Below are 12,090 nucleotides of genomic sequence, written 5' to 3'. Positions count from 1 at the left end.
CAAGTCACTGCGCGAAGCGCAACGTCCCGCGCGAAGCCGGCGACTACGGTCAGGCGCTGGCCGGGGCACACCGTGAGGCCGCGCGGAGCGACGGCGCCGCAGGGGCGCAGCCCGACACCCCGGTGCGGCGCAGCCCCCGCGCGCAGCGCGAACCGCCGCCGGACCCAAGCCGCCGCGCAGCGCGAGATCGTCGCCAGACGCGAGTCACCGCGCGGAGCGCAAAGCCCCTCGTCACCCACAGCCCCCGCGCGGAGCGCACTCGTGTCCCCGGCCCCGCACGGCGAAGGGGCGCGAGGGCCTGCGCCCGGCGGAGGGGGAGGGGGCCCCTTCCGCCGGGCGCAGGCCCTCGCGGTGGTGGGTGTCAGGCGGCGACGGCCGCGTTCTCGGTGAGGCCGGCGTTGATGAACTGGAGCAGCAGGCGCGGCGTGTGGGCCTCGGCGACGGTCTCCTCGGCGAGTTCGATGTTGTACTCGCGCTCGATCCGGCCGGTGGTCTGGAGGACCGCCAGCGAGTCGTAGCCGAGGTCGTCGAGCGGGGTGTCGAGGACGTCGCCGTCGAGGTCGACGCTCTCGTCCTCGCCGGCGCATTCGCGGAGCAGGGCGGTGAGTTCGGTCAGGGTCATCTCGGCCATGGCTGGTGGTGCCTTTCTGGTGTGCGGTGCGGGGTGTGGGGCGTGGGATGTGGGGGAGGTTCAGGCGGTCACGACGACGGCGGAGTTGAAGCCGCCGGCGCCGCGGGCGAGGACGAGGGCGGTGCGGACCGTCGCGGGTCGGGCCGTGCCGAGGACGAGGTCGAGGTCGAGGCCGTCCGCGACGTGTTCGACGTTGACGGTGGGTGGGATGACCTGGTCCCGGAGGGTGAGCAGCGCGGCGGCCAGGTCGAGCGAGCCGCCGCCGGCGTAGAGGCGTCCGGTCATGGTCTTGGGGGCGGTGACGGGGACGCCGCGCGGCCCGAAGACGGCGCGCAGCGCGTCGGCCTCCTGCCGGTCGGGTTCGGTCGTGCCGGCGGCGTCGGCGAACACCACGTCCACCTGGTCGGGGGTCACCCCGGCCTCGGCAAGCGCAAGCAGAATCGTGCGTCGCAGCCCGGGTTCGAGCCCGCTGCGGGGCCGCGGGTCGAAGGTCGCGGCGTATCCGGCGAGTTGCCCGTAGACGGTGGCGCCGCGTTCCCGCGCCGATTCGGCGTTCTCGAGGATCAGGATCGCCCCGCCCTCCCCGGCCACGTATCCGGCCGCGTCGGGCGAGAACGGCAGGTAGGCGCGGGCGGGGTCGGTCGCGGTGGAGAGCCGGCCGCCGGCGAGTTGCGCGGCCCAGCCCCAGGGGCAGATGGAGCCGTCGACGCCGCCGGTGACGATGACCCGGCTGCCCTTGCGGAGCTGGCGGCGGGCCTGGGCGACGGCGTCGATGCCGCCGGCCTGCTCGCTGACCAGGACGCCGCTGGGGCCGCGCAGTCCGTGCCGGATGGAGATCTGGCCGGTGTTGACGGCGTAGAACCAGGCGAAGGACTGGTACGCGCTGACGTGCTTGCCGCCTCTGCTCCACAGCGCTTCCAGTTCGCGCTGGCCGAATTCGAAGCCGCCGGCGGAGGCGGCGGTGACCACGCCCGCGGCGTATTCGGGGAGTTGTTCGAGGTCGAGGCCGGCGTGGCCGATGGCTTCCTGGGCGGCGACCAGGGCGAGCCGGGTCATGTGGTCGGTCTGCGGGAGCAACCGGCCGGGGATGTGTTCGGCGGCTGCGAAGCCGGGGACTTCGCCGGCCAGGGTGGCCGGGTACTGGGCGGCGTCGAACCGCTGGACGGGGCGGATGCCGCTGCGGCCTTCGAGGGTGGCCTGCCACCAGGCGTCGGTGCCGAGGCCGTTGGGGGCGGCCACGCCGATGCCGGTGAACACGGCGGTGGCAGTCCCAGTACGTTCCAGCAGGTCGCTGCTCATGCGGTCCTCCGCTCGGGTCGGGTGAGCACCATGGCGCTCTGGAAGCCGCCGAAGCCGCTGCCGACGCTCAGCACGGTGTCGATCTTCCGCTCGCGGGCGGTGAGGGGGGTGTAGTCGAGGTCGCACTCGGGGTCGGGTTCGTGCAGGTTGGCGGTGGGGGGCACGACGCCGTGTTCGATGGCGAGGGCGCTGGCGGCGATCTCCAGCGAGCCGATGGCGCCCAGCGAGTGACCGATCATCGACTTGATGGAGCTGACGGGGGTGGCGTACGCGTGGTCGCCGAGGCTGCGCTTGAACGCGGCGGTCTCGTGGCGGTCGTTCTGCTTGGTGCCGGAGCCGTGCGCGTTGATGTAGTCGACGGCGGTGCCGGGCAGCCGGGCCTCGTCGAGGGCGACCCGGATGGACTCGGCCATCTCCTTGCCGTCGGGCCGCAGTCCGGTCATGTGGTACGCGTTGGAGCGGGTGGCGAATCCGGCGATCTCGGCGTAGATGTGGGCGCCGCGGCGGCGGGCGGCGCCGAGTTCCTCCAGGACGAAGATCGCGGAGCCTTCGCCGAGCACGAAGCCGTTGCGGGTGCGGTCGAACGGCCGGGAGGCGTGCTCGGGGTCGTCGTTGCGCGGGGAGGTGGCCTTGATGGCGTCGAAGCAGGCGACCGAGATCGGCGAGATGGGGGCCTCGGTGGCGCCGGCGATCATCACGTCGGCGCTGCCTTCGCGGATGAGTTCGACGGCGTGGCCGACGGCGTCCAGGCCGGAGGTGCAGCCGGTGGAGACGACTCCGGCGGGGCCCTGCGCGCCGACGCTCCAGGCGACCTCGGCGGCGAACGAGCTGGGCACGAAGTAGTCGAACAGGTGCGGGACGGCGTAGCGGTGGTCGACCAGCCAGCCGCGGCCGCCGTCGCTGACCACGTTGTACTCGGTGTCCAGGCCCATGGTGGCGCCGACCGCGCTGCCGACGGTGACGCCGGTGCGGAACGGGTCGAGCGCGGCCAGGTCGAGTCCGCTGTCGGCGACCGCTTCGCGGGCGCTGACCACGGCGAACTGGGCCGCCCGGTCCATTCGGCGGATCTCCTGCGGGCTCAGCCCGGCGGCGACCGGGTCGAAGTCGGCCTCGGCGGCGATCCGCGAGCGGAACGAAGAGGCGTCGAAGAGCGAGATCGCCCTGGTCGCGGTCCGGCCGTCGGTGAGCAGCGACCAGAATTCCTTGCTGCCGACCCCGCCGGGGGCGACCACGCCGATCCCGGTGATGACCACTCGCCGGCTCATGGCCGCCTCCCCTTAGTCCTGTTCAACGCCGTTCCTTCCTCTTGTGGTTCTGCGGTTTCGCCGCTCGTGGTTCCGCGGTCGCGCCGCGTTCGCCGGTGGCCTGCGTCGCCGTCCGCGGTCGCGCCGCGCCTGCGTCGCCGTCCGCGGTCGCGCCGCGTTCGCCGGTAGCCTGCGGCGGCGTCCTCAAGCCGCGCTCGACGCCGGGCGGGGCAGCGCTCGCGACCCGGCCCGCGGGCCGTCGAGTTGCTCGGCGAGCAGCCGCGGCGCGGCCCGTTCCCGGACGAAGAAGTGGCCGCCGGGGACGGTGCGCAGCTCGAAGCCGCCCGGCGCGTACCGGGCCCACTGCGAGACCCCGGACAGCGGGGCGATCGGGTCGCCCTCGCCGGCCACCGCCAGCACCCGGGTGTGCAGCGGCTCGCCGCCGCGTTCGCAGATCGCCCGGCCCAGGTACAGGTCGTCGCGGAGCGCGGGCAGCACCCGGCGCCGCCACAGTCCGGTCGCCTCGTCCTCCTCGACGGCGCCGGGCGGCAGTACTCCGTATCCGACCAGCCGGCGCAGCAGTTCGGGGTCGGGCAGGGCGGCGGCGGCGAGCACCGGCGAGCGCAGGTGCGGGGGCAGGACGGCGCCGAGCGCGACCAGTTCGGGTTGCGGGCCGCCGGAGCGCTGGCGGGCGGCGGCCCAGGCGTGTGCGACCAGTCCGCCCAGGCTGTGGCCGTAGAGGGCGAACGGGCGGTCGAGCAACGGTTCGATCAGGGAGTCGAGTTCGGCGATCAGCCGGTCGGGGTCGGTGATCCGCCGTTCCCTGATCCGCGGGCCGCGCCCGGGCAGCAGCAGCGGCACCACGTCGGCGGAGGGGCCGATGACGGACTGCCAGCGGGCGAAGGCGGAGATCCCGGCCCCGGCGTGGTGGAAGCAGATCAGCCGGGGTGGCGGGGTGCCGCTCACTCCTCGACCAGGGCGACGGCGCGGGTCCAGCCCGCTCCGGCGCCGGCGATCTTGACCGGGAAGCAGGAGACGGTGAAGCCGTGTCCGGGCAGCTGGTCCAGGTTGGTGAGCCGTTCGACCTGGCAGTACTCGCGGCGCCGCCCGGCGAAGTGGGCGGGCCACAGTACGGACTTGTCGCCGGTCTCCTGGTAGCTGCGGATCATGTGCCCGAACGGGGCGTCCAGGCTCCAGGCGTCGGTGCCGATCACCCGGACCCCGAGGTCGAGCAGGTGGTCGGTGGCCGGGCCGTCGAGTCCGGCGAAATCGGTGAAGTACCGCGGGGTACCGGCGTGCCTCGAGGCGCCGGTGTACAGCAGCACGATGTCCATCGGCGCGGGCCGGTGGCCGAGTTCGGCGAAGGCCTTCTCGATCCGTTCGACGCCGATCACCCCGATCCCGACGTCGGAGACGTCTAGCACCAGGGCCGGCCGCAGGAACCAGTCCAACGGCATGGCGTCGATGTGGCGGGGCGTCCCGTAGTCGCCGACCGAGCCGTAGTGCGACGGCGCGTCGACGTGGGTGCCGGTGTGGCTGGTGAGGGTGAGTGTGTCCAGGGACAGCAGCTCACCGCCGGGCAGGTCGGCCGGGTCGAAGTCGAGGCCGAAGTGCAGGCGCATCTCGTCGGCCATGTGACGGGCGCCCTCGGCGGGCGTCATGATCTCGTGGACGATCGGGTCCGGCTCCCAGCCGGCCGCGTCCACCGGTGACGACAGGTCGATGATCCGCAAGTTCTCCCCCACGGTCGGGTGCGGGGTTCCGCGCCAGGTGGGCGGCGGAACGCGTGGGAGCACTGTGCGGTCGCCGCCTCGAACCTCGTTCGAGGCGGGGCAGGGCGGCGCTGGGGCCGCCGGGCCGTCAGGCGGCGAACAGGTCGAGGACCGGGGTGCGGCGGCCGGACCGTCCGTCGAGGGCGGGGTCGGCGGCCAGCATCGCCTGCTGGAGCTTGCGCACCCGCGGCGACGGTTCCAGGCCGAGTTCCTCCACCAGGCGCCCCCGCAGCCCCTGGTAGACCTCCAGCGCCTGCCACTGCCGGCCGGACCGGTACAGCGCGACCATGGCCTGGGCGTGCAGCCCCTCGTGCAGGGGGTGACGGACCGTCAGTCCGGTGAGTTCGGCGACCAGGTCGGCGTGCCGGTCGAGCCGCAGGTCGGCCTCGATGCGGCGCTCCAGCACCCGCAGCCGGCTCTCCTCCAGCCGGGCCAGTTCGATGTCCAGGATCGGCCCGACCTTGACGTCCACCAGTGCGGGGCCGCGCCACAGCGCCAGCGCCTCGCGGTAGATCTCGGCGGCGGTCTCGTCGTCGCCGGCGTCGGTGGTGTCCCGGCCGAGTTCGGCGAGCCGGTCGTACTCGTGCACGTCGACGGCGCCGGGCTGGACCTCCAGCAGGTAGCCGCCGTGCCGGGTGACCAGGATGTCCTTGGCCCCGCAGGGGGCGTCCGGGCCGAGCGCCTGACCGAGCAGCCGGCGCAGGTGGAGGATGTACGTCTGGAGGGTGGTGAGGGCGCTGCGCGGGGCGTCCATGCCCCACAGCTCCTCCAGCAGGGTCGGCACCGGGACGACCTGGTTGGCGTACAGCGCGAGCAGCGCGAGGATCTGCCGGGGCTTGCCGGCGCTCGGCACGATGGAGCTGCGCCGCGTCTCGGCGCTCAGCGGGCCGAGCACTCTGATGTCCATGAGGGTTCCTCCCGTGGATGGGCCCGTCCGGCGACTGCCGGGACGCGCCGTGGGGGATGCGGGACCGGAGCGGTTCCGCTGCCGTCATCAGGCTCCCTCGGCCGGCTCCGCGGCGGCCAGTGCCAGGCTCCCGAGCGGGGCATGCGTTTCGGCACCCGGCGAACGTGAATCCTTCACATCCGGCTCGTGAGGCTGGCACTGGCTGCCATCGGGCCGCCGCCAGGAGACTTCTGGTCACATCGAGCGAACAGCGACTCGAACTCGACCACGGGAGAGACCATGGGCCCCCACGCCAGTGTCATCGGTCAGGACGACGACCTCTTCATCGAGGATCTGAGCCAGCACTCCTCCGCCGCCCGGCCGACCGGCCCCGGCATCTTCTGCTTCTGCCGCGCCGCCGACGCCTACCTGACCGCCCCGGCCGAGGCCACCTCCGGACGCCTGGCGTGAGCGACCTCCTCGACCCGGCCGGCCCCGGCCCGTTCCTCGCCTTCCGGCCGCACCTGAGCGTGCAGCAGGTTCCCGGCGAGGCGGTCTACCTGATCTCGGACCAGCAGGTCACCGCGCTGCACGGAGCGCAGATCGCCCGGCTGGCACCGCTGTTGGACGGGACGAGGAGTCTGCACGACCTCCAGCGGGAGACCGCCGGTCAGCTCGGCGCGGAGCAGACCGCCGCGCTGGTCGCCAAACTGCGCGGGGCCGGGCTGGTGTCCGAACGCCCGGCGGGGCCGGCCACCGCCCAGCACGGCTACTGGTCGGCCGCCGGGCAGGACGAACTCGCGGCGGGCGAGCGGCTCGGCGCGGCCACCGTACGGGCGATCGGCCCGGACGGCGCCGACCGGCCCGAGCTGCGCGGCGCGCTGGACGCGGTGGGCCTGCACACCGTCACCGACGGCCCCCGCGCCGACCTGACGGTGGTGCTCTGCGAGGACTACCTGGACCCGGCGCTCGGCGCGATCGACGCCGCGCACCGGGCCGCCGGCCGGCCCTGGCTGCCGGTCCGGGCGAACGGCGTGGAGTCCTGGATCGGCCCGTTCTTCGGGCCCGACGGGGCGTGCTGGAGCTGCCTGGCCGACCGGCTGTGGTGCGGCCGGCAGGTCGAGGCGCACGTCCAGCGCACCCTTGAGCGCACCGGCCCGGCCCCGCGCCGCGCCTGCTCGCTGCCCGCGGCCCGCACCGCGGCGCTGCAACTGGCCGCGCTGGAGGCCACCAAGTGGCTGGCCGGCCACCGGCACCCGGGCCAGCGGCAGCTGTGGACGCTGGACTCGCTCACCCTGGACGGCCGCCGGCACCCCGTCACCCGCCGCCCGGAGTGCCCGCAGTGCGGCGACCCCGGACTGGTCGCCGCACGCATCAACGCACCCGTGGTGCTGCGTTCGCGGCCCAAGGCGCAGACCGACGGCGGCGGGCACCGGGCGCTGACGCTGGAACAGATGATGGAGCGCTACGGCCACCACGTCGATCCGCTGACCGGCCTGGTCAAGGAGATCCGCCGCGACCCGCGCGGTCCCGCCGAGCTGAACTGCTTCCACGCCGGGCTGAACCCGGTGGGCGGCGCCGCCGGCCTGGCCTCGGTCCGCGCCGGGCTGCGCGCCAACGCCTCCGGCAAGGGCCAGACCGCCCTGCAGGCCGAGGTCGGCGCGCTCGCCGAGTCGCTGGAGCGGCACTCCGGCCACCTGCAGGGCGGCGAGCCGATCGTCCGCGGCCGCTACCGGGAGCTGGCGGCGGACGCCGTCCACCCCGACACCGTCCAGCTGTTCGACCCGCGGCAGTTCGCCGGCCGCGAGGAGTGGAACGCCCGGGCGGGCGCCTTCCACCAGATCGCCGACCCGTTCGACGAGAACGACCCGATCGACTGGCTGCCGGTGTGGTCGCTGACCGAGCAGCGGCAGAAGCTGATGCCCGCCGCACTCCTCTACTACAACGCCCCGCAGCAGCGCGGCCGCCGCTACTGCCTGGCCAACTCCAACGGCGCGGCGGCCGGCGGCACCCTGGAGGACGCCGTCCTGCAGGGCTTCCTGGAACTGGTGGAACGCGACGCCATCGCGCTGTGGTGGTACAACCGCACCGCGCAGCCCGGCATCGACCTGGACGCCTGCCCCGACCCGTGGGTCGCCCAGCTGCGCGACCTGCACGCCTCGCTGCACCGCGAGGTGTGGGCGATCGAGCTGACCTCCGACCTGGGCATCCCGGTGGTCGCGGCGTTCTCCCGCCGCACCGACAAGCCGGCCGAGGACATCATGCCCGGCTTCGGCGCCCACCTGGACCCGGCGATCGCCCTGCGCCGCGCCATCGCCGAGGTCAACCAGCTGCTGCCGAACGTGGTGGACGCCCGCGCCGACGGCACCGGCTACGGCTTCACCGACCCGCAGGCGATGGACTGGATGCGCACCGCGAAGGTCGCCGAACTCCCGTACCTGCTGCCCGACCCGGCCCGCCCGGCCGGCCGCCCGGCCCCCGCCGCCCTCGGCCCGCACGACGACCTGCGCGACGACGTCACGGCCGCCGAGCAGCTGGTCCGCCGGGCCGGCCTGGAGCTGCTGGTGCTCGACCAGACCCGCCCGGAGGCCGGCCTGCCGGTCGCCAAGGTCGTGGTGCCGGGCCTGCGCCCGCACTGGAACCGGTTCGCCCCCGGCCGCCTGTTCGACGTGCCGGTGCGACTGGGCCGCCTCACCGCGCCCACCCCGTACCACCTGCTCAACCCCGTACCGCTGTTCGTCTGAACAGCCCCCGCTCACCGTGCTGGATGACTGATGCGTATCGAATGCCTGGCCGCCCCGCAGCTCAACGAGCTGTGGTCGCTGCGCGAGGACACCCTGGTCGACCCGGACGACGGGCCGGACGGCCCCGTGACCGTCCAGACCCGCTGGGGGCCGGTGCACTTCGAGAACCCCGACCCGGTGCTGCGGACCGCGCTGGAGCGGATGACGCTCGGCCCGGTGTCGCTGAGCAACGTGCTGCCGGGCTTCCCCGGCCTGGAGGACCTCGACCGGCCCGAGGCCCACTCCCCCGAGGTGGCCGCGCTGCTGCGCGGGCTGCGCCGGATCCGCCACTGCCTGGTGCGCACCCTGGCGCTCGGCGGCACCCCGCTGCTGAGCGTCGTCCCGCTGGCCCGCGACACCTGGTTCGTCCCGCAGCCGGTGCCCGGGGACCGGCCGTGCCGGCTGTCCCGGTTCGCGGTGCTGCGCTGGGCCGAGGGCGGGCTGCGCATGGAGTCGCCGCTCGCCCACCACCGGGTGCAGCTGCACCGCCCCGAGATGGTGCAGCTGCTGGGCCTGCTGTCCGGCGGCGACCGGCCGGTGGGCCTGCAGCTCGACCAGGAGGTGACCGAGGCCGCGATCGGCTACCTGCTGGCCTCCCGGATCGTGGTCGCCGCCGAGCACCCCGCCGTCGGCGCCGACGCGCCCCGGTACGCCGAGGACGACGACCCGACGCTGGCCGGCTGGTCCGCCGACGACATGATGGTGCACGCCCGCAGCCGGCTCGGCCGCAGCGACGGCCCGTTCGGCGCGACCTTCGCCCACCTGGGCCGGATGCCCGCCGAGCCGGCCGTCAAGCCGCTCGGCGCCCGCACCGCCGTCCCGCTGCCCCGCCCCGACCTCGGCGAACTGCGCACCTCCGACGAGCCGTTCAGCTCGGTGCTGGAACGCCGCCGCTCGCTGCGCCGGTACGGCCCGGCACCGCTGAGCATCCGTCAGATCGGCGAACTGCTGTTCCGGGCCTGCCGGATCCGCGAGGGCGCCGACCGGGACGGGCGGCCGTACCCGAGCATGGGCTCGGTGTACGCCCTGGAGCTGTACCTGGTGGCCGGCCCGGACACCGAACTGCCGCCCGGCGTCTACCACTACGACCCGCTCGGCCACCTGCTGGAGCCGCTGGACGCGCCCGCCGCCGAGACCGCCGAGCTGCGGGAGGCCGCCCAGGCCACGCTGTCCGCCGACGGGCCGCCGCCGCTGCTGCTGGTGATCACCGCCCGCTTCCGGCGCGCCACCCAGGCCTTCAGCGGCATCGCCTACACCAGCCTGATGAAGGACGTCGGCGTGCTGATGCAGAACCTCTACCTGGTGTCGACCGCGATGGGCCTGGCCCCGTGCGCGCTCGCCTCCGGCAACTCGGACACCGCGGCCCGCGCCTTCGGACTGGACTGGGCCGTCGAGTCGAGCGTCGGAGAGTTCGTGGTCGGTACGAGCCCGCCGGCAGCAGACCTGGGCTAGTCATGTCCCGTACGATCCGGGAGCAGCGGCAAGCGGGAAACGTACGAGTCCGAGGGGGAAATCGTGAACGATGAGGCTTCATGGCCGAAACCCGACCCGGGCGGCAACCAGCTGGCACCGAAGGCCGCGGTGACGATCACCGCCCTGGTGTTCCTCGGCTACACCGGAGTGGCGACCAGTTACGTCCTCGCACTGCACCCCAGCGGCCTGCTGCTGTCCGGCACGCTGGTCCTGCTGGCGCTGCTGCTGGGCATCCAACTGGTGCATTCCTTCCCGCGGTTGGTCCCCTCGCTGGCCAGGCGCTGGCCGGTGACGCTGGCCGTGCAGGCGGTGATCACCTACGTGCCGTTCTGCTGGCTGGGCCCGCTGTGGATCGGCATCCCGAGCTTCCTAGCCGGATCGATGCTGCTGCTGTTGCGGCCGGTGGTGGCCTGGCCCGGGTTCGTCGGCGTGGTGGTGGGCAGCAACGTGCTGATGCTGCTGATGGGCGACCCGGTCGGTGAGACCTTCTACATCTCGGTCGCCACGGTCACCAACGGCCTGGTGATCTTCGGGCTGTCCCGGCTGACCGACCTGGTGATCGAGGTGCACCGCTCGCGCGCCGAACTCGCCAACCTGGCGGTGGCGCAGGAGCGTCTGCGGTTCGCCCGCGACCTGCACGACCTGCTCGGCTACAGCCTCTCCGCGATCACCCTCAAGTGTGAACTCGCGTACCGGCTGGTGCCCGGCCAGCACGAGCTGGCACAGCAGGAGTTGACGGAAATTCTGCAGACGGCCCGTCAAGCCCTCTCGGACGTCCGGGCGGTGGCCCGCGGCTACCGGGAGATGTCGCTCAGCGCGGAGGTGGAGAGCGCCAAGGCGATGCTGGCCACGCTCGGGGTGCGCTGCACCGCCCGGTTGGACTTCGGGCTGCTGCCGCAGCAGGTGGAGACGGTGCTGGCGACGGTGCTGCGCGAGGGGCTGACCAACATGCTGCGGCACAGCAAGGTCGAGCAGTGCGAGATCTCGGCGGTCCGCGAGGGCCGGATCGTCCGGTTCCGGCTGGCCAACGACGGCGTCGGGCGCACCGTGCCCGGGCAGCCGCCGCTGGTGCGGGACACCGGCGGCGGCAGCGGCATCGGCAACCTCACCACCCGGGCGCGCGAGCTCGGCGGCACGCTGACCGCGGGCCCGCACGGCACCGGCTGGTTCGTGGTGGAGGCCGCGATCGACCTGGACGCGGCGACGCTGGCGCTGTCGGGCTCCGGCGGCACCGGCCGCCGGAACGCGCCCGCCCAGGCGGCCTGAGCGGGCGCGTTCCGGCGAACCGTCAGAGCCAGCCGGCGTCCCGGGCGATCCGGATCGCGTCCACCCGGTTGCGGGCGTTCAACTTGCCGACCACGGTGGTCAGATAGTTGCGGACGGTCCCGGCGGACAGGAACAGCCGGGCGGCGATCTGCCCGGCCTCCATGCCGTCCGCGGCGAGCCGGAGCACCTCCAGTTCGCGGCAGGTGAGCGGCGAGGGCTCGGAGTCGAGCGCGGCGACCGCCAGCGCCGGGTCGATCGCCCGCCCGCCGGCCGCCACCGTCCGGATGGCGGCGGCCAGTTGGCCCGGTTCGATGTCCTTCAGCAGGAACCCGGCGACGTGCGCGGCCATGGCCCGGCGCAGATTGCCGGGCCGGCCGAGACTGGTGAGGATCAGCGTCCGGCAGGCCGGCACCTCCCTGGCCAGTTCTCCGGCCGCGGTGATGCCGTCCATTCCCGGCAGGTCGATGTCGAGCACGGCGACGTCCGGCGCGCTCTCCTTCGCCCTGGCCACCACCTCCGCTCCGGACCCGGTCTCCGCCACCACGTCCAGGTCGGGTTCCAGCTGTAGTAGCGCGACCAGGGCTCTGCGCAGCACCTGCATGTCCTCCGCCAACAGCACGCGAATCATTGGCTTGCCCCCGTTATTTCCACAGACTTGACACACGATCAGGCTGAACAATAACGATCTCAGCGCAGCTTGTGATCTTCTGGGACAAACGGATTTCCAGGGTCCGCG

11 protein-coding genes are annotated in these 12,090 nt (G+C 73.8%); 4 read left to right on the top strand and 7 right to left on the bottom strand.

The features are described 5' to 3' along the window. Positions 1–361: 361 nt before the first annotated feature. The 6 genes from ACGFWJ_RS19220 to ACGFWJ_RS19195 form a co-directional block, all read right to left on the bottom strand. Positions 362–631, bottom strand: a complete 270-nt coding sequence (locus ACGFWJ_RS19220; protein WP_387637018.1) for an acyl carrier protein — start codon at positions 629–631, stop codon at positions 362–364. A 60-nt stretch (positions 632–691) separates the two neighbouring features. Then, positions 692–1,930 (bottom strand): ketosynthase chain-length factor, encoded by a 1,239-nt coding sequence (locus ACGFWJ_RS19215; RefSeq protein WP_392950885.1) that lies wholly within the window; start codon positions 1,928–1,930, stop codon positions 692–694. Next, positions 1,927–3,195: a beta-ketoacyl-[acyl-carrier-protein] synthase family protein gene (locus ACGFWJ_RS19210; RefSeq protein WP_387637022.1), complete on the bottom strand. Its 1,269-nt coding sequence runs from the start codon at positions 3,193–3,195 to the stop codon at positions 1,927–1,929. Before ACGFWJ_RS19210 ends, ACGFWJ_RS19215 begins: the two co-directional genes overlap by 4 nt. 183 nt (positions 3,196–3,378) lie before the next feature. Then, on the bottom strand, positions 3,379–4,140 hold the full coding sequence (locus tag ACGFWJ_RS19205; RefSeq protein WP_387637024.1) for a thioesterase II family protein: 762 nt from the start codon (positions 4,138–4,140) through the stop codon (positions 3,379–3,381). Then, the gene (locus tag ACGFWJ_RS19200; RefSeq protein ID WP_387638824.1) at positions 4,137–4,907 is read right to left on the bottom strand and encodes a cyclase family protein; all 771 of its coding nucleotides are present in this window, start codon (positions 4,905–4,907) and stop codon (positions 4,137–4,139) included. The genes ACGFWJ_RS19205 and ACGFWJ_RS19200 overlap by 4 nt, the downstream gene beginning before the upstream one ends. A gap of 127 nt (positions 4,908–5,034) precedes the next feature. Continuing rightward, positions 5,035–5,853, bottom strand: a complete 819-nt coding sequence (locus ACGFWJ_RS19195) for a BTAD domain-containing putative transcriptional regulator (RefSeq protein ID WP_387637026.1) — start codon at positions 5,851–5,853, stop codon at positions 5,035–5,037. Between the two features lie 279 nt (positions 5,854–6,132). Here ACGFWJ_RS19195 and ACGFWJ_RS19190 point away from each other — a divergent pair, with 279 nt between their 5' ends. The 4 genes from ACGFWJ_RS19190 to ACGFWJ_RS19175 all read left to right on the top strand — a co-directional run bounded on the left by ACGFWJ_RS19190 (position 6,133) and on the right by ACGFWJ_RS19175 (position 11,354). Further along, positions 6,133–6,303, top strand: coding sequence for a hypothetical protein (locus ACGFWJ_RS19190; protein WP_387637028.1), 171 nt, complete (start codon positions 6,133–6,135; stop codon positions 6,301–6,303). Further along, positions 6,300–8,576: a TOMM precursor leader peptide-binding protein gene (locus ACGFWJ_RS19185; RefSeq protein WP_392950881.1), complete on the top strand. Its 2,277-nt coding sequence runs from the start codon at positions 6,300–6,302 to the stop codon at positions 8,574–8,576. The genes ACGFWJ_RS19190 and ACGFWJ_RS19185 overlap by 4 nt, the downstream gene beginning before the upstream one ends. 30 nt (positions 8,577–8,606) lie before the next feature. Further along, on the top strand, positions 8,607–10,067 hold the full coding sequence (locus ACGFWJ_RS19180; protein ID WP_392950878.1) for a SagB family peptide dehydrogenase: 1,461 nt from the start codon (positions 8,607–8,609) through the stop codon (positions 10,065–10,067). Between the two features lie 63 nt (positions 10,068–10,130). Beyond that, positions 10,131–11,354 (top strand): sensor histidine kinase, encoded by a 1,224-nt coding sequence (locus tag ACGFWJ_RS19175; protein WP_387866164.1) that lies wholly within the window; start codon positions 10,131–10,133, stop codon positions 11,352–11,354. Positions 11,355–11,376: 22 nt separating this feature from the next. Here the strand turns inward: ACGFWJ_RS19175 and ACGFWJ_RS19170 are convergent, their stop codons facing one another. Continuing rightward, complete coding sequence (locus ACGFWJ_RS19170; protein WP_387637039.1) at positions 11,377–11,982, bottom strand: DNA-binding response regulator; 606 nt, start codon at positions 11,980–11,982, stop codon at positions 11,377–11,379. Positions 11,983–12,090: the final 108 nt, after the last annotated feature.

Source organism: Kitasatospora sp. NPDC048407, assembly GCF_043200475.1.
Classification (GTDB): domain Bacteria; phylum Actinomycetota; class Actinomycetes; order Streptomycetales; family Streptomycetaceae; genus Kitasatospora.
The sequence above is the reverse complement of the archived record's forward strand: the minus strand, read 5'-3'. Positions and strand labels throughout refer to the sequence as shown.

Coding starts and splice junctions, on each gene's coding strand:
- ACGFWJ_RS19215 (WP_392950885.1), bottom strand. CDS start 1,930: ATGAGCAGCGACCTGCTGGAACGTACTGGGACTGCCACCGCCGTGTTC.
- ACGFWJ_RS19170 (WP_387637039.1), bottom strand. CDS start 11,982: ATGATTCGCGTGCTGTTGGCGGAGGACATGCAGGTGCTGCGCAGAGCC.
- ACGFWJ_RS19220 (WP_387637018.1), bottom strand. CDS start 631: ATGGCCGAGATGACCCTGACCGAACTCACCGCCCTGCTCCGCGAATGC.
- ACGFWJ_RS19180 (WP_392950878.1), top strand. CDS start 8,607: ATGCGTATCGAATGCCTGGCCGCCCCGCAGCTCAACGAGCTGTGGTCG.
- ACGFWJ_RS19195 (WP_387637026.1), bottom strand. CDS start 5,853: ATGGACATCAGAGTGCTCGGCCCGCTGAGCGCCGAGACGCGGCGCAGC.
- ACGFWJ_RS19210 (WP_387637022.1), bottom strand. CDS start 3,195: ATGAGCCGGCGAGTGGTCATCACCGGGATCGGCGTGGTCGCCCCCGGC.
- ACGFWJ_RS19190 (WP_387637028.1), top strand. CDS start 6,133: ATGGGCCCCCACGCCAGTGTCATCGGTCAGGACGACGACCTCTTCATC.